Genomic DNA, 14,362 nt, shown 5'->3' with positions numbered 1-14,362 from the left:
ATAAGGTCTCTTGCAGGAGGTCCGCATCTAGCCATCCAATCTACCGCAGTTTTATTCTATAAAATAGTAGTATTTAACATGATTTTTATAACGAAAATTAAGAAATGTTATCACGTTGGAAGAAAATCAAAAATGTTCCCTATGTAATGGACCATTGGATCATGTCTATCATCCAATGGAAAAATGGAATATCAAAGGATTTTTGTGTAGTAAATGTTATTCACAAAAAATCTTTGAAACTTATCCAGGAACTCATGAAAGAGTAAACAAATCTTAAATTTCTAAAAACCAACCAGTTGCAATTTTATTTTTATTGTGTTCATCACATATACCAGTAGCGTATCTCCATACAAAAGGAGCAGTTGTTTTCATTTTATTTTTAATATTAACAAGTGATTCCATTTCTTGATTTACATTTGTAGCAGTAATCCCACATTTTTCACAAAATTTGCACTTTGAATCCAAAACTACAGGTGATGATTCAATTACAGGATATGCTTTGCAAGCAAGGGGTCTGTTTTGATATATTTTACACTTATATCCACCGTGTGGAGACTTTTCATTACTTTCAGTATCCAAAAAAGGACATGTATTACCGTTAGAGTCTTTTCCCATTAACTGATATGCAATAATTTCTGTTGGCCCATCAGATTTTTCATGCGAAATACCAATACGTGGAAGAATTGAAATTTCTAGATTGTGGGTTTTTGCATATGATTCTATTTTTTCCTTTTCTTCAGGTAAAATTAGAACGCCTATTTTACCAAACTTTATTGTAGGATAATATTCTCTTTCAATACAACAGTTTGAACAATCTTGGATACATTCAAAATTCACATTATTATTGCGTTAAAAATGGATAAAACTCTTGCATTCAGGTCTTTCTAGATGAGGATTAGATAATATTCTTCGTACAATAGTTGAAGATCAGCGTAATACCCTTATATCACCAAATCATATGTTCACTAAATATGGTCACCTATAGAACTAGTATGCAGATAGTAAGTGATTTGCTTACAGTTACTGAAGAGAGTGGAGCAAACGGCATAAACGTAACCTCGCTTTTAACAAAAGCTAATCTTTCACATTCTAGACTAAGCAAATTTATCGATAATCTTACTGGCGCAAATCTAATAAACAAAATCGAATTTGATGGCAAAAATGCCTTTGTCATAACCCCAAAGGGCAAACAATACTTGGAATCATACAAGAACTTCCAAACCCTTGCAGATACTTTTGGTTTAGATCTTTAAATCCAAAACAAGCCATAGTGAATGTTTTAAAACTAATCTATTTTTGATCTTTAATATAATACGCAGATTTTAGAAATTTATGAGTAAAACACTAGAAGCCATTGGTTTTGCTTTGATAGGAGGCATGATTTATGCCATGTTTGGCGGAGGATCAAGTGGTCCTAACATGACGCTTTTTTGGCTTTGTGCTGTTGGTACTCTAGGAGTTGTCATGTACAGAGCAAAAAAGAAAAAAGCTAAAGAGAAAAATGTTTGAAAATTTTTGAGTGAATCTTTTGATCGCTGTTTCTTTTTATTTATATAAACGAATTTTTCATTTAAATTAATCAAGTAGAAGAAAATAGACAGATCTATAAAGGTGGATCTTGGTGTAAGAAAAGAGGAAAGACGTGGCAGATATTTCAGATTGGTGGAAAGGATTGGGTAAGGAACTAGAAATAGATATAGAGAGTCTTGAGGAATTCAAAAAAAAGAGTCATAGTTTATAGATTTAATTTTAATAATAAAACTTTCCAAATTAGACAGTTATTGTAACAGGAAAATAATAAAACTCAATTTTAATGATAAAGCCTCGAGTGGGATTCGATCCCACGGCCTAACGCTTACGAGGCGTTCGCTCTACCAGGCTGAGCTATCGAGGCAATGGTTCGCAATGTCATCAGAGTTTATAAAAAGCCTTTGTGCTTTGGATTCATTGAAAGTATCCATCTCTGGGGTAAGAGGAATTTTTGGTCGTGATCTAAACCTTACTGACATAATAAAATTTTGTCAGAATTTTTCTTTGTTAGTAAAATCAAAAAAATGTGTTGTTGCTCAAGATACAAGACCCTCAAGTAAAATTGTAAGTGAGGTTGCCATTGCTTCTTTGATGGAAAGAGGACTCGCTGTATACAATTTAGGAATTGCACCAACACCTGTGGCTTTTAGAGAATCACGAAAATATGGAAGTGGTATCATAATCACTTCGTCACACAACCCCCTGCAGTGGAATGGCCTAAAATTCATCATAAATGGAAGAGGTATAAATGAAAAGGAATTAGAATGGATTACTCGGGAAAACAAGTTTTCAAAAGAAAAAATTGGTTTAGAATTCGAGACAAATTCTAAATACATATCAGATGCCATAAAATTAGTTGGCAAGGTAAAAGGATCACCAAAAGTTGCAATAGATGTTGGTGGCGGGGCAGCATTTGAAGTTGCACCAAAAATGCTTGAAACTCTTGGTTGCAAGATACAGAAAATCAACGGAAAGCCTGGAATTTCTTCACATGGTCCTGATCCCACATATGAGAACCTTACAGAGCTATGTTTAGCAACAAAAAAGTGTGACATAGGATTTGCGTTTGATCTTGATGGAGATAGATTAGTAGTTGTAAAAAATGGAAAAAAACAAGCACCAGACATAACTCTTGGTTTAGGCATTGCAAAAGCACTTGAGATAGGATATAAGCGCTTTGTTTTGAGTATAGATTCTAGTGTTTCTATTGAGAAATTTATCAAAACACATGGAGGTCAAGTTCAAAGATCAAAAGTAGGAGAAGCGAATGTAGTAGATTTAATGATAAAAACCAAGTCACATGCAGGAGGCGAAGGAAGTAGTGCAGGATTTATCTTGCCAGAATTCAACATGTGCAGAGATGGAATATTGACTAGTGGATTAATAGCTGGCATGCTTGGAACCAAAACCTTTACTGATGTCATGAAATTCATGGAGCAGTATTTCCAATTCAGAACTAAAGTTGAAGTAGGATCGGTATTTCATAAAAAAACATTACAAATTTTATTAAACAAAATGAAAAAACAATACAGTGAAATAATTACACTTGACGGAATAAAATTAATCATTGATGAAGATAGTTGGTCACTAGTAAGACAATCAAATACTGAACATATCATAAGAATATCCACTGAATCAAATAATTTGAAAAAAGCAAGATCTATTCAGAAACAAGTTACAGAGTTAGTTAATCAAAGCTATGAACAAGCCAGACGAAATAGAAATAATTAAAATATTTCAGCAAAGTTTTAGAAGAAAGTCAAAATTCGTACCTGAGGATGTAGAAATTCTGAGAATGAACAAAGATATCGTTATAGCCAAATCAGATATGTTAGTTGAAAGCACAGATGTGCCTCCAGGCATGAAAAATAATGAGATCGCTAGAAAAAGTATGGTTGCATGTGTGAGTGACTTTGCCTGTAAGGGGATAAAGCCGCAATATGCTACTGTTTCTCTTGCAATTCCAAAAGGATTTTCTAGATCCAAAATAAAGAAGTTGGCTGCTGGTTTTTCCATGGCATCAAAAGAATATGGCATCAAAATTGTTGGCGGAGATCTAAATGAGGGAAAGGAATTAGTAATTGACATATCCATGTTTGGCATTTCAAAAAAAATAGTCAAACGAAGCGGTGCTAGGATAAATGATGTTATTATTACATCTGGCCCATTTGGTTATTGTTCTGCTGGATTGAAAATTATTTTAGCTCATCTTAAAGCAGATGCAAAGTTTATTAAAAAATGTAAACAACATGTAAACAAACCAACCCCAAGATTAGAATTTGGTTTAGGAATTTCAGACTATATTTCATCGTCAATGGATTCAAGTGATGGATTATCTGCTACTTTAAACGAGATGAGCAGACAAAGTAGAAAAAAATTTGTAATTACAAAACTTCCTACCAAACCAGATGTAGAAAAGTTTGCAAATACAAATAAAATCAAATTAGCAGATCTTATTTTTTGTGGTGGTGAAGAATATGAAATCGTAGCTACCGTATCAGTACATAATTTAGACAAAGTTAGACAAATAGCAAAGATGTACAAAACGCCCTTATTTGAAATTGGATATGTTATAAATGGTCGAAATGTTGTTTACTGTCAAGGAAACAAACTAATTCCTGTGAAAAAGTGCGGCTGGCTTCATTTCAAATCCTAATGTTTTTTAAACCCATAAGTGGCTTTTGAAATGTTGTCGGAACAAGAAGCTAAAGAAAAATGGGGAATTGCCCATATCTATAGTAGTTATAACAATACAATTGTTCACATCACAGATCTCTCTGGTGCCGAAACTGTTGCAATTAGTTCTGGAGGAAGACATGTAAATGCAGACAGATACGAATCCTCTCCATATGCAGCCATGAAATCCACAGGCGCTGTTGTTGAAGTTGCACATGACAGAGGCTTTACTGGTCTTCACATTAGAGTAAGAGCAGTAGGCGGAGTAGGAGCTAGAGTTCCAGGTCCCGGAGCACAAGCAGCAATAAGAGCACTAGCAAGAGGTGGCTTTAAGATTGGAAGAATAGACGATGTAACTCCAATACCACATGACACAACCCGCAAAAAAGGCGGTAAAAGAGGAAGAAGAGTTTAAGATTCCAATAGTTTTACTTTTACTTTACAATTATTATATTCAAAATAATTTATTAGAAAATTGACAAATTTATCTTCGTGTTTTTTACCTTTCGAGATTGCAATTTGATCCGCTAGCTTTTGTTGCATAGCAAGAAGTAATTCTACTTTGAATAATATTTTAAAAAAAGCCCATCCAAATCTTTCCATTGGATCACTTATCAAAAAGCCATCTTTTATTCCACAAGATAATTGAAGTCGTTCCATTGCTGCAGAAATAAGTTCCCTATCAGTTTCGTATTTTGTTGTAGCAATTTCAACAATTACTGCCTTGTAGCTCATGGTATATCAGTTTTTTACCCACTTTTGTCTTTAACTAAATCGTGGAAATGGAAAGCCTCATTTGTGATCAAAGTTATGCATGTTTTAGATAGAAAAATTGGTTGACAAAGATGATGAAGAAAAAAAAGATGATTTGGTCAAAGACTACGGAGCAGTATTAAGAGAAAGTGCGATTTTAACATCTTTTTCAGGTTTTCTGTTTGGATTTTTGTTAAATATCTCTATAAGTTCCTCTGCCAGCTTTATTCTTATAGATAAAATCATAATTTTGATATCTTTACTTTCAATAACTACATCAGTTTCACTTTTTATAATGCCTATAATTTATCACCATTTAGAGTACCCGTATATTGATTTTGAGAAATTCAAGCAACGGAGTCATCGTTTCACATTATTTGGTTTAATTCCCGCAATGATCACACTATTCTTGGGTTTACAACTTGCCATGAGCTTTTTGGTAGGAAATATTGTTTTCTCATTCTTAGTTGGCACGATACCTTTTGTGCTCATATATGCATTTTACCGATTAAGAAAGTTCAAAACTCAGAACTAGTTTTATTCATTGTTGATTAGGTTTAAGGTTACAGAGTATTTTGTTCAGAAGTTTCTTGTGAAGTGTTTTCTTTAGATTCCATTGTACGCTCTTTCAATTTATCAGACCATGAAACAAGCTTTCCATCTTCTTCTACATGAATAGTAGTTTCTACTCTAACACGAATTCCAATAGAGCGAAAAAGAGCAAGTAGTTTTCCACCGTCAATTATTTCTGTGACTTCTCCTGACTGGATAAGCTCAGCAAGCTTGTCTACAACCATTTTAGTTTCATTTGGAAATTGACTTTCTGCATTTTGAAGAATTTCCAGACCACGATAACCTAGTTGTTTTACAAGAATTTCTCTTGGAGAAGGAGCGTTTGGTGTAGAAGGTTTCTGCGTCTTTAGTTCCTCTTGTTTTTGTTGTTCTGTAATATTTTTTTGCATCTCGCGCAATCTTTTTGCTTTTAAAAGTTCTAGTTCTTTATCTTCCTCGCTCATCCCTTAATTACTCCAATTGGAACAAGTTTTGCAACTTTGGTTGCGATTCCAAGTTCATGTGATACATTAGCGACAGCATCCACGTCTTTGTAAGCCTCTGGTGTTTCTTCCACTACTCCTTCTCTTGTAAGAGCTTTGATGAAAATTCCTTTATCTACAAGTGATTTTTGTACTTGTACCTCAGTAAAGTTGCGTCTAGCTGCAGATCTTGACATCATTCTTCCTGCACCATGTGCTGTTGAACCAAAGCTTAGTTCCATGGAATTAGGTTGACCCAAAAGAATCCAGCTACCAGTACCCATAGAACCAGGAATAAAGACCGGTTGACCCAAGTCTCTGTATTTTTGCGGAATTTCATCTCTTCCTGCTGGAAATGCTCTGGTTGCACCCTTTCTATGTACGACTACCGATTTCAGCTTGCCATCGATTTTATGCTTTTCTACCTTGGCAATATTATGGGCAACATCATAGATTAATTTCATATCCAAATCTGCTTCTGATTGTTTGAAGACTCGTTCAAAGGCCTTTCTTGTCCAGTGTGTGATCATTTGCCTATTACTCCAAGCATAGTTTAAGGCAGCAAACATTGCTTTTCTGTATGATTCTCCTTCTTCAGATGAATTTGGCACACATGCTAATTCTCTATCAGCTAATGTTATATTGTATTTTTGTAGTGCTTGTTCTGAAACTCTAAGATAGTCACTACATACTTGATGACCAAAACCTCTAGAACCACAATGAATCAAAATAGTAATTTGTCCTTCGTTATAGATGCCCATTCTTTTTGCAGCTTCTTTGTCATGGATTTCTTGTACTTTTTGAACTTCAAGAAAATGGTTACCTGAACCAAGGCTTCCAAGTTGTGGAGCTCCGCGTTTTCGTGCTGTTGGAGATATCTTATTTGGATCAGCATTTTTTATCTGACCATTTTCTTCACAGACATCTGCATCATCATTTGAACCATAACCGTGATCGATAGCCCAGCGTACTCCTTTTACCAATACTTCATCAAGTTCTGAAAAATTCAATTTGACAGATCCTTTTGATCCAACTCCAGATGGAATTGAATTGAAAAGTTCTGTTACAAGGTCTTTAAGTTTTGGTCTTACATCTTTTTCAGTAAGATTTGTTCGTATTAGTCTGACACCACAGTTAATATCGTAACCTACACCTCCTGGACTAATCATTCCTTCTTCTGCGTCCATTGCAGCAACACCTCCTACTGGAAATCCGTATCCTTCATGTCCATCTGGTAAAACTACAATATGTTTTTGTACACCAGGCAAAGTTGAGACGTTTATTGCCTGTGTAATTGTTCTATCAGTCATCATTTTTTGCATTAATGCCTCATCTGCATATATCGTAACAGGGACTTTCATTCCTCGGTTTGAATCAGCTTCAATTCTATATTCCATGTTCCCAATTTTTTTTGGAATTAATGATGCCATCTAGCTCAGTGAGAAAAGCGGATTTCTGCACAATTTAAATCATAAGCAGATTGATTTTCACAGAATCAATAATACTTCATATTATTTCAGAAGGATCTTTCACATACGAATATAGACTCAAACAAAGTAGATTATTTTATTATATTGGCATTAATCATAATTTTGTCATCAGTAGAATCAGACGCCCAAGCATATTCTTCTATTTTTACTCAAAACACTATCGTTAGTGATAACGGATCCCCGATTCTTATTTACCGAGACTCGTATTCACCAACTTCAGTGATTCATATTGTTATTAACGCACCTGATTTTAATTCAAATCCATATGCAATAGATACAATAGGAGATGATCCTGAGAACAAAATAATCATATCTACCAGAGAGAGCAGCATACCTTACAGACTGGTTGAAACAGGAATGAACACAGGCGTTTTTGCAGGCTATGTAATTTTATCAGGAACCACATCAACTTGTTCACCAGTTTGTGGTCAACAGACGGACTCTTGACTGCGTCAGGAGATGATGGCTTAACAGTTTCATTTACCTATGCAAAAGATAGAACAATTATTGCTACTTTGATAGGTTCGACACAAGATAAAATCAACAATCAATCAACACCAGAATTTGGATCATTGACAAGCTTTGTTATTACAATATCAATTATTGGAGTTGTAGTATTTTCGAGACGATATAAAACAATTAGCAAACCATGTTAGTGAACTTTGTTACCGAAATCTAAAATAAAATTAGTTATATCATCCTCATTGATGAGATATGATAGTTAGGCAATTAAATAGAAAATCGGAACTACAAACTTGTAAGAACATTTCAAAACAGCAATACAGATCAGAGATGGGCATAATTTCAGAGATTTTAGGTGTAGCCATGGATAATGGTAGAGGCGGAGCAATAATTTCTTCAATAGCCAGAAGAGCCAATCTATCACATTATGCAGTAATTGAGAAATGTCAGAAGTTAATAGATGCAGGATTGGTAGAATCTGCAAGTAATAATAGAAATCATACTTTCGTTGTTACAGAAAAGGGAATACAATTTTTTCAAGAGTTGCAAAAATTCATAGAAATTGCACAGTCAATAAAAGTAAGATTTTAAGGTATAGATACAAAATCATAATAATCTCTCTTCTCTTAACCTTGCCAAAAATTAGCTCAAGAGTGTTGACGTAAGTAGGTTTATTTTCCTTATTTAGTTTAAATTTGTTATATGCCAATTTTACCAATTGACGGTGGACGATATGGCACCAAAGAGATGCGTGAAATTTTTGACGAAGAAAAGAAAATCCAGTATCAACTTGAGATAGAGGCAACCGCTGCAGAATCACAGGCAGAAATTAACATGATTCCAAAGGAGGTAGCACAAAATATTGCAAAAATAGCACGCTCTGGCAAGGTAACTTCCAAGAGGATAAAAGAGCTTGAGGCAAAAAGTGATCATGACACTGCTGCTTTGGTTGAAGCACTAAGTGAATTGTGTAAACCTTCAGCAAAGCCATGGGTGCATTATGGTCTTACAAGTAATGACCTAGTAGATACAAGTAACTCTATGCAGGTAAGAGATTCATTTAAAATAATAGAACCAAAGGTTGCAAAATTAGCTATCATTTTAGCAAAGCTTGCAATAAAATTCAAAGATACTCCTGCTGTTGGAAGAACTCATGGACAGCATGCAAGCATCATAGCATTTGGTTTAAAATTTGCAAATTGGGCTTCTGAAATGTCAAATCATGTAGACAGGATTGAAGAATGTAAAAAAAGAGTACTGGTATGTAAAACTTTGGGTGTAGTAGGCACCGGTTCTCTAATGGGTTCAAAAGCACTTGAGGTTCAAAAAAGAATCGCAAAAAAACTCTTTTTGTATCCTGCTGATGTCACAACACAGATCATAGCGCGAGAGAAATATGCAGAATATGTATTTTGTAATGCCTTGATTGGAGCGACATTAGAAAAAATTGCTGTCGAGATACGAAATCTTCAAAGAACAGAGATTGGAGAAGTTGCAGAGCCTTTTAAAAAAGGCCAGATGGGAAGCAGTGCAGTTCCCGTAAAAAGAAATCCTACAAAAAGCGAACGTGTTACATCATTGTCAAAAATATTACGAAGTCAGATTAACATAGCATTTGAAAATATTCCGCTATGGCATGAAAGAGATCTTTCAAATTCAGCAAATGAAAGATTTACCATTCCAACTAGTTCCATTTTACTGGATGAGATGTTAGAGGCAATGACCAAAATTATTTCTGATCTTTATGTAAACACAGAAAAGATTAGGAAAAACACAGAGATGACAAAAGGACAAATTTTTGCTGAATTCGTGCTTGATGCCTTGATAAAAAAAGGCGTTCCCAGATTAATTGCGTATAGAGACATTCAAAGAATAGCTTTTGCAGCTTCTGATGCAGAAACAGAATTTTTAGATGCAGTGAAAAAAGATACTGCAATATCAGCACATCTTAATACCAAAGAAATAGAAGCAATTTTTGTTCCAGAGAATCACTTGGGTGCCGCAGATCAGATAATCAACAATGTTTACAAAAAAGTATTGAAGATATGTTCTAAATTTACTTGATCTTCATCAGAGTTTTATGTATAAGCGAACCGTATTGAAGAGCTTTTTTACGTTTATTTGAAGATATTTCAGGAACCCCAATTTTTAATGCAAGTTCTCGGATTATGTGTTTCCGCAAGAGATCATCAGAATCATATATTTTATGTTTAAGCGAGATTTTTTTTGCAAAATCAATAAAATCCTGTGAAAGAAATGGTTGTATCAGTACAACTCCAAATTGAGAAGTAATCAAGTTAATTGCTTTCATCATTTTTATTTCGTTTTCAAGTTTTGATTCCATAAGTTTCATTACATGTGGTTCTCCTGATTTTATTGCGTTTCTATATGCGTTGTAACCACAGAATAGCTCATCTACTCCATTTGCAGTAATTACTTTTTTTATATCATAACGTTTTGCCAGATTCGATACATAGTAAAACGCAATACAGTTTTCAATCCAAGATAAATTATCTGTTTTAATTATTTTCTGTATTTCTTTGGAAACTTTGGAAAAATTTGTTAATTTTATTTTTTCAATTTTATGATCATATCCAAGTATTTTTGATATTTCCTGTGAAAACATAATGTCGTGAGAGTCTTCAAATCCAATAGTCAACAGAGTTACATCATAACCAAGATCAACACACATTTTTGCAAGAAGTGTACTATCTACTCCTCCAGAAAAAGCAATACCGATTTTTTTATCCTTAACAGTATTTTGGATGGATTTGGTAATCTGATTATAAAGTTCAGATACAAGATTAGCCATTTTGTATCAGATGAAAAAACCTTCCTAAGTGAGTTGCGGTTACTTTGATAGTTAAATAACTGTTATACTAAATGGTATTATGACAATAGCAAAGTTATCTGATGAACAGATAAGAAATGAATTGGCAAATTTGCCTGGATGGAATGTAGTAAATGGGAAACTCCACAAAGAATTCACTTTTAAGAGTTTTATTGAAGCGTTTGGTTTTATGACAACTGCCGCATTACATATAGAAAAGATGAATCACCATCCAGAATGGTTTAATGTTTATAATAAATTGAAGGTAGATCTTGTCACTCATGATGCTGGTGGTATAACCCAGAATGACATAGACCTCGCAAAAACTCTCAATTCTTTGTCATAGTACACCTTACAGAGAATAAACTCATAATTTTTTATTTGAATTCTGTACAGAATTTATATACAGAGTGATACCAAATTTTCCAAAATGGCAAGTGGTTCAGCAGTTTTGGATTCTGATTTCAGATATACTGATAGAAAAGGCAATCTTTTGAGAACTAGGACAGAGCTTTCTATTGCAGAGATGCTTTCCTTTTTAGATGTAAAATATGAATATGATTACAAATTATCTCTTAAAGATGGAAAAAATATTTCTGTAGATTTTAAGACTGAAAAAGGTCTTATTGAAGTAATAGACAGCGAAAAAGACATTATAAAATACAAAGAATTGAAAAACAATTTTCCAGATAAGAAAATAATTGCCATGGGTCATCCAAATTATGCAGCAAGAATAAAAGAACTTGATGACGTAATACTATACAAGACAAAAGAAGTTCAGACAGGATCCATATTCATGGAAGATCCCTCATTTGCGTTTGATTATGCACATATTCTTCCCCTAGTTGAGAAATGCTCCATACTTCATGGTCATACATCTTCTGTAATGGTTGAGCTAGTGGGGGAAATGAAAAACAATCTTCTCATTGATTTTGGAGAAGCAAAAAAAATCATAAAAGAAATAATTTCTATTTTAGATCATAAATTTTTTATAAATAAAAAATATCTCATAAAAGAGGACAACATACACTACAAAATTACATTTGATGGTCCAAAAGGCATGTTTGATTTACAGGTCCCAAAAAATACGACCTATCTGCTTGAAGGCGAAGCAACAGTAGAAAATCTTTCTACAGAAATAATTAAGCTCCTAATACCTAAAATGCCAGAAAATATTGAGGCAGTGGGTGTCTATATCTACGAAGGATATAACAAAGGAGCCCATATTTTATCACACATATCAAAATCCTGACATGGAACCTAAGATTAAAGAGACTGCATGGAATCCAGAGATTGAAAAAGATATTCTAAAACAATGGCAAGACTCTCACCTTTATGATTTTCATCCAGAAGGAGACATTTTCGTAATAGATACACCGCCTCCATATCCATCTGGAAGACCATGGCATATAGGCGCTGCAGCTCATTATGCACAGATAGACATGATTGCAAGGACGGCAAGAATGACAGGCAAGAATGTCCTTTTTCCAATTGGAATAGATAGAAACGGCTTGCCTGTTGAAATGTATACTGAAAAAAAATACAACATCAGAATGCGAGAAACTGATAGAGCTGAATTTTTGAAGATGTGCTCAAACGCATTAGATGATCTTGAATCAGAGATGATTGAAATAATGACAAGCCTTGGACTAAGTGGTGATTTTTCTAATTATTATAGAACAGATTCAAAAGAATATCGTACTCTTACACAAACAACTTTCATTGAGCTTTGGAAAAAAGGGGCGATATATCTATCAAATAGACCAACCAATTATGACTGGGTAACAGGCACCACAATTGCAGATGCGGAGATAACGTACGTAGAAATTCCAACAAAGTTAACGTACATGAAATTTAAAATTAAAGACGATGATGAAACCATACCAGTTGCAAGTACAAGACCAGAACTTTTGTGTGCATGTCAAACCATAATTGTTAATCCAGAAGATGAGAGATATGCAGGTATAGTTGGTAAGAAAGTCATAATCCCTTTATTTAATAGAGAAGTTGAGATTAGAACACATCCATCTGCAGAAAAAGAGTTTGGATCTGGAACCGTTATGGTTTGTAGTTATGGTGACCAAAATGATGTTGCGCTTTTCAGAGAGCTAAAGTTACAAGAAATAATTGCAATTGGAAAGGATGGTAGAATGACAGATGTGGCAGGGCCATATGCAGGATTAAAAGTAAAACAAGCCAGAGAAAAAATAATTGAAGATTTGCAAAATCAAGGAATTGTAGAAAAAATCGATAACATCAATCACCGTACTCCTGTTTCTGAAAGAAGCAAAATTCCTATTGAGATTATACCCCTGGAGGAATATTACCTCAAACAGATGGATGCAGTTCCAAAAATTCGAGAAATAGGCTCAAAAATCATCTTTCATCCACCCATGCATAAACAAATTCTCATGAATTGGCTAGATTCTATCGCAATAGACTGGCCAATTTCAAGAAGAAGATTCTATGGTACTGAGATTCCCATATGGTATTGTGCAAAATGTTCTGAGCCTCATGTACCAGAACCTGGAAGATATTATCAACCATGGAAAGATCCTTCACCAATACCAAAATGTGCAAAATGTGATTCAAGCGATTTCGTTGGTGAAGATAGAACTTTTGATACATGGATGGATTCTAGTGTCTCACCACTCTTTGTTTCAAAATATAAACAAGATGATGAATTTTTCAAAAAAACATATCCTGCAACTCTAAGACCGCAATCAAAAGACATTGTTCGAACTTGGCTCTACTATACCATACTAAGATGCGAACAACTTACTGGTAAGGCACCTTGGTCTGAAGCATGGATAATGGGATATGGTGTAGATGAGCACGGAACAAAAATGAGTAAAAGCAAAGGAAATGTTGTGGATCCATTACCAATCATACAAAAATTTGGAGCAGATACTTTTAGATTTTGGAGTGCAAGTGAAATTAATTTGGGATATGATTTTAGATGTTCAGAACAAAAAATTGAAACAACTAAAAAGTTTCTCAGTAAACTTTGGAATATTTCCAGATTTCTTTCTGGTTTTTCAGTTTTAAAATCAGGAAAGATTAGTCCTGCTGACAGCTGGATTTTATCAGAATTGGACAAATTAATAATAGAATGCAAAAAAGGCTATAACGAATACAACTTTTTCATTCCTGCTACTGCAATACGAGAATTTACTTGGAATCTTTTTGCGGCACATTATATAGAAATGACAAAAGGGCGTGCGTACGGAACTGGTTTTTCAGAGGAAGAACGAGATGGTGCCATATTCACACTTCACAAGGTACTTTCCACAGTTTTGCTTTTACTTGCTCCAATTACTCCTTTTATCACAGATTATCTATGGCAAAACCTCTATTCTGATAAAACCATACACAATGAAAAATTTGTCAAAGAAGAAGATTATGAAGATTGGACAACTTTCACAAAGGAAATTCTAGAATTTAATTCAAACACATGGAATAAGAAAAAAGAGGCAGGTTTGTCCCTAAAGGATTCAATTAACATACCGATTCCTACCAACCTAGCACCTTTTGCAAAAGATTTGCAAGCTATGCATAATCTAAAATAATATTTTAATATATTAGGA

Annotated in this window: 18 protein-coding genes and 1 tRNA gene; 13 read left to right on the top strand and 6 right to left on the bottom strand. The window is 34.2% G+C overall.

Annotation, left to right across the window (positions count from 1 at the left end):
* Positions 1 to 273: 273 nt before the first annotated feature.
* Positions 274 to 837 carry a YkgJ family cysteine cluster protein gene (locus tag VEU72_08410; protein HYL67151.1) on the bottom strand — a complete coding sequence of 188 codons (564 nt, stop codon included), beginning with the start codon at positions 835 to 837 and terminating at the stop codon, positions 274 to 276.
* A gap of 134 nt (positions 838 to 971) precedes the next feature.
* Here VEU72_08410 and VEU72_08405 point away from each other — a divergent pair, with 134 nt between their 5' ends.
* Both VEU72_08405 and VEU72_08400 read left to right on the top strand, forming a co-directional pair.
* A complete protein-coding gene (locus VEU72_08405) occupies positions 972 to 1,253 on the top strand; it encodes a winged helix-turn-helix domain-containing protein (protein ID HYL67150.1) in 282 nt (93 codons plus the stop codon).
* A 79-nt stretch (positions 1,254 to 1,332) separates the two neighbouring features.
* The gene (locus tag VEU72_08400; protein HYL67149.1) at positions 1,333 to 1,509 is read left to right on the top strand and encodes a hypothetical protein; all 177 of its coding nucleotides are present in this window, start codon (positions 1,333 to 1,335) and stop codon (positions 1,507 to 1,509) included.
* A 311-nt stretch (positions 1,510 to 1,820) separates the two neighbouring features.
* On the opposite strand, the gene VEU72_08395 is transcribed toward VEU72_08400, so the two are convergent.
* Positions 1,821 to 1,894, bottom strand: a tRNA-Thr gene (locus tag VEU72_08395).
* A gap of 53 nt (positions 1,895 to 1,947) precedes the next feature.
* On the opposite strand from VEU72_08395, the gene VEU72_08390 reads away from it, so the two are divergent.
* Genes VEU72_08390 through VEU72_08380 form a run of 3 tightly spaced genes read left to right on the top strand, consistent with a single transcriptional unit; the run spans position 1,948 to position 4,621 of the window.
* The gene (locus VEU72_08390; GenBank protein ID HYL67148.1) at positions 1,948 to 3,261 is read left to right on the top strand and encodes a phosphomannomutase; all 1,314 of its coding nucleotides are present in this window, start codon (positions 1,948 to 1,950) and stop codon (positions 3,259 to 3,261) included.
* Positions 3,230 to 4,186: a thiamine-phosphate kinase gene (gene thiL, locus VEU72_08385; GenBank protein ID HYL67147.1), complete on the top strand. Its 957-nt coding sequence runs from the start codon at positions 3,230 to 3,232 to the stop codon at positions 4,184 to 4,186. Before VEU72_08390 ends, thiL begins: the two co-directional genes overlap by 32 nt.
* Before the next feature lie 30 nt (positions 4,187 to 4,216).
* Positions 4,217 to 4,621, top strand: coding sequence for a 30S ribosomal protein S11 (locus VEU72_08380; protein ID HYL67146.1), 405 nt, complete (start codon positions 4,217 to 4,219; stop codon positions 4,619 to 4,621).
* On the opposite strand, the gene VEU72_08375 is transcribed toward VEU72_08380, so the two are convergent.
* Entirely contained in the window at positions 4,618 to 4,941 is a 324-nt protein-coding gene (locus VEU72_08375; protein HYL67145.1) for a hypothetical protein, read from the bottom strand. The genes VEU72_08380 and VEU72_08375 overlap by 4 nt on opposite strands.
* Positions 4,942 to 5,038: 97 nt before the next feature.
* Here VEU72_08375 and VEU72_08370 point away from each other — a divergent pair, with 97 nt between their 5' ends.
* Entirely contained in the window at positions 5,039 to 5,494 is a 456-nt protein-coding gene (locus tag VEU72_08370) for a DUF6328 family protein (GenBank protein ID HYL67144.1), read from the top strand.
* A 28-nt stretch (positions 5,495 to 5,522) separates the two neighbouring features.
* Here VEU72_08370 and VEU72_08365 read toward each other — a convergent pair whose 3' ends face one another.
* Both VEU72_08365 and VEU72_08360 read right to left on the bottom strand, forming a co-directional pair.
* The gene (locus tag VEU72_08365) at positions 5,523 to 5,975 is read right to left on the bottom strand and encodes a DNA-binding protein (GenBank protein ID HYL67143.1); all 453 of its coding nucleotides are present in this window, start codon (positions 5,973 to 5,975) and stop codon (positions 5,523 to 5,525) included.
* The gene (locus tag VEU72_08360; protein HYL67142.1) at positions 5,972 to 7,423 is read right to left on the bottom strand and encodes an RtcB family protein; all 1,452 of its coding nucleotides are present in this window, start codon (positions 7,421 to 7,423) and stop codon (positions 5,972 to 5,974) included. Before VEU72_08360 ends, VEU72_08365 begins: the two co-directional genes overlap by 4 nt.
* A gap of 162 nt (positions 7,424 to 7,585) precedes the next feature.
* On the opposite strand from VEU72_08360, the gene VEU72_08355 reads away from it, so the two are divergent.
* The 4 genes from VEU72_08355 (at position 7,586) to purB (ending at position 10,009) form a co-directional block, all read left to right on the top strand.
* Complete coding sequence (locus VEU72_08355; protein HYL67141.1) at positions 7,586 to 7,930, top strand: hypothetical protein; 345 nt, start codon at positions 7,586 to 7,588, stop codon at positions 7,928 to 7,930.
* Positions 7,927 to 8,139 (top strand): PEFG-CTERM sorting domain-containing protein, encoded by a 213-nt coding sequence (locus tag VEU72_08350; protein ID HYL67140.1) that lies wholly within the window; start codon positions 7,927 to 7,929, stop codon positions 8,137 to 8,139. Before VEU72_08355 ends, VEU72_08350 begins: the two co-directional genes overlap by 4 nt.
* A 58-nt stretch (positions 8,140 to 8,197) precedes the next feature.
* Positions 8,198 to 8,536: a winged helix-turn-helix domain-containing protein gene (locus tag VEU72_08345; protein ID HYL67139.1), complete on the top strand. Its 339-nt coding sequence runs from the start codon at positions 8,198 to 8,200 to the stop codon at positions 8,534 to 8,536.
* Between the two features lie 111 nt (positions 8,537 to 8,647).
* Positions 8,648 to 10,009 carry an adenylosuccinate lyase gene (gene purB, locus VEU72_08340; GenBank protein ID HYL67138.1) on the top strand — a complete coding sequence of 454 codons (1,362 nt, stop codon included), beginning with the start codon at positions 8,648 to 8,650 and terminating at the stop codon, positions 10,007 to 10,009.
* Here the strand turns inward: purB and VEU72_08335 are convergent.
* A complete protein-coding gene (locus VEU72_08335) occupies positions 10,002 to 10,757 on the bottom strand; it encodes an asparagine synthase C-terminal domain-containing protein (protein HYL67137.1) in 756 nt (251 codons plus the stop codon). The genes purB and VEU72_08335 overlap by 8 nt on opposite strands.
* A gap of 79 nt (positions 10,758 to 10,836) precedes the next feature.
* On the opposite strand from VEU72_08335, the gene VEU72_08330 reads away from it, so the two are divergent.
* From VEU72_08330 to VEU72_08320, 3 genes are all read left to right on the top strand, one after another.
* Positions 10,837 to 11,121: a 4a-hydroxytetrahydrobiopterin dehydratase gene (locus tag VEU72_08330; protein ID HYL67136.1), complete on the top strand. Its 285-nt coding sequence runs from the start codon at positions 10,837 to 10,839 to the stop codon at positions 11,119 to 11,121.
* A gap of 84 nt (positions 11,122 to 11,205) precedes the next feature.
* Positions 11,206 to 12,027: a 6-carboxytetrahydropterin synthase gene (locus tag VEU72_08325; protein HYL67135.1), complete on the top strand. Its 822-nt coding sequence runs from the start codon at positions 11,206 to 11,208 to the stop codon at positions 12,025 to 12,027.
* 1 nt (position 12,028) lies between these two features.
* Complete coding sequence (locus VEU72_08320) at positions 12,029 to 14,344, top strand: valine--tRNA ligase (protein HYL67134.1); 2,316 nt, start codon at positions 12,029 to 12,031, stop codon at positions 14,342 to 14,344.
* The last annotated feature ends 18 nt before the right edge of the window (positions 14,345 to 14,362 follow it).

This window comes from Nitrosopumilaceae archaeon (assembly GCA_035631875.1).
Taxonomy (GTDB): Archaea; Thermoproteota; Nitrososphaeria; order Nitrososphaerales; family Nitrosopumilaceae; genus TA-20.
The sequence above is the reverse complement of the archived record's forward strand: the minus strand, read 5'-3'. Positions and strand labels throughout refer to the sequence as shown.

What these genes read in the sequence shown, in the direction of transcription:
- VEU72_08365 (HYL67143.1), bottom strand. Translation starts at nt 5,975, where the DNA reads ATGAGCGAGGAAGATAAAGAACTAGAACTTTTAAAAGCAAAAAGATTG.
- VEU72_08405 (HYL67150.1), top strand. Translation starts at nt 972, where the DNA reads ATGGTCACCTATAGAACTAGTATGCAGATAGTAAGTGATTTGCTTACA.
- VEU72_08360 (HYL67142.1), bottom strand. Translation starts at nt 7,423, where the DNA reads ATGGCATCATTAATTCCAAAAAAAATTGGGAACATGGAATATAGAATT.
- VEU72_08400 (HYL67149.1), top strand. Translation starts at nt 1,333, where the DNA reads ATGAGTAAAACACTAGAAGCCATTGGTTTTGCTTTGATAGGAGGCATG.
- VEU72_08375 (HYL67145.1), bottom strand. Translation starts at nt 4,941, where the DNA reads ATGAGCTACAAGGCAGTAATTGTTGAAATTGCTACAACAAAATACGAA.
- VEU72_08335 (HYL67137.1), bottom strand. Translation starts at nt 10,757, where the DNA reads ATGGCTAATCTTGTATCTGAACTTTATAATCAGATTACCAAATCCATC.
- VEU72_08380 (HYL67146.1), top strand. Translation starts at nt 4,217, where the DNA reads ATGTTGTCGGAACAAGAAGCTAAAGAAAAATGGGGAATTGCCCATATC.
- purB (HYL67138.1), top strand. Translation starts at nt 8,648, where the DNA reads ATGCCAATTTTACCAATTGACGGTGGACGATATGGCACCAAAGAGATG.
- VEU72_08345 (HYL67139.1), top strand. Translation starts at nt 8,198, where the DNA reads ATGATAGTTAGGCAATTAAATAGAAAATCGGAACTACAAACTTGTAAG.
- VEU72_08320 (HYL67134.1), top strand. Translation starts at nt 12,029, where the DNA reads ATGGAACCTAAGATTAAAGAGACTGCATGGAATCCAGAGATTGAAAAA.
- VEU72_08325 (HYL67135.1), top strand. Translation starts at nt 11,206, where the DNA reads ATGGCAAGTGGTTCAGCAGTTTTGGATTCTGATTTCAGATATACTGAT.
- VEU72_08330 (HYL67136.1), top strand. Translation starts at nt 10,837, where the DNA reads ATGACAATAGCAAAGTTATCTGATGAACAGATAAGAAATGAATTGGCA.
- thiL (HYL67147.1), top strand. Translation starts at nt 3,230, where the DNA reads ATGAACAAGCCAGACGAAATAGAAATAATTAAAATATTTCAGCAAAGT.